The sequence below is a fragment of the Halorubrum sp. SD612 genome (assembly GCF_002135005.1).
Map to the genome: position 1 here is coordinate 1 of NZ_NEWI01000214.1, position 1,132 is coordinate 1,132.

Annotated in this window: 2 pseudogenes; both read right to left on the bottom strand. The window is 71.6% G+C overall.

Annotation, left to right across the window (positions count from 1 at the left end):
* Nucleotides 1–466: pseudogene (locus B9G38_RS15265) on the bottom strand (kynureninase); the annotation flags it as partial.
* Nucleotides 467–538: 72 nt separating this feature from the next.
* Nucleotides 539–1,132, bottom strand: a pseudogene (locus B9G38_RS18640) (leucine--tRNA ligase); the annotation flags it as partial.

Consider the following 1,132-nt stretch of genomic DNA (forward strand, 5'->3'; position numbering starts at 1 on the left):
CGGAATCGCCCCCAGGGGCCCAGTCCCCGTCCGCGGCCGCGACCCCCTCGCGATCCGGGCCGTTCCCGGCGAGCAGCTCGTCGAGGAAGGTGCCGATCAGCGTGTGGATGTTCACCGTGATCGAGTTGCCGACGACGACCTCCTCGGGCTCGGCGCCCACGAGCGGCGCGAGCGCGTCGCCCAGCCGCTCCCCGACCTCGAACCACGGCGGGTCGGCGTCGGTCCAGCCCGCGATCAGCCGGTCGCGCCACTCGTCGACCACGCGGTCGAGGCTCGCGAGGGCGGCGTCGCTCGCTGGCCCGAGCGAGTTCCCGTCCATATACAGGAGGTCGTCCGGCACGCGGTAGCGGTCCGCGAACCCGGAGAGCGGGTCGTCGTCGTCGAGGCGCGCGGCGAGCAGGGCGGGATCGCCGCCGATCCCCTCGCCCGCGAGCGCGTCCCGTGCGGGGGCGTACGGGTCGTCCATACCCGATCGGGTGTTGCCGTCGACAAATCGCTTCCGGGCCGTCGACTCGGATTTAAAAGGAGTGTCGGGTCGCTACTCGACGATGTCGATCGCCGGGCGCCCCGGCTCGGCCTTCCGGACCACGCTCTCGTCGGCGCCCTCGGCGCGCTCGACGCGGACCGGGGCGTCGAACTCGCGCTCGATCAGCCACGCGGCGGCGCGTAAGGCGTCGTACTCGGCGTCGCCGCCGAGCGTCTCCCGGAGCGCTTCCCGGTTGGCCTGGAGGTCCTGGCCGAACGAGGCGGCGGCGTCCCCCTGCTCGCGGATGTGGCTCTCGGCCATCAGCTCGGAGATCAGGTTGTCGGCGTCGCTGTCGATCGCGATCGACAGCGCGTCGTACTTCCAGTCGGGCGCGACGACGACGTCGATCCGCTCGGGGTCGTCGATCCCCGCGACGTCGACGATGTCGCGCACGTCCTCGCGGGTGTTCGCGACCAGCCGGCGGCGGCGCTCGACGGTGTCGCGGTCGACGCTCGCGGTCGGCCAGTCGGCCTCGGCGACGAACCCGTCGCGGCCGAGCGTCCCCCACCTGTCCCTTAAACCCATCTGACCCTGCCGACGAAGAGGGTAGTCTAAACCGCGGTGGGCGCCGCGTCATCTAAAAACAACGACACAAACACATCACAG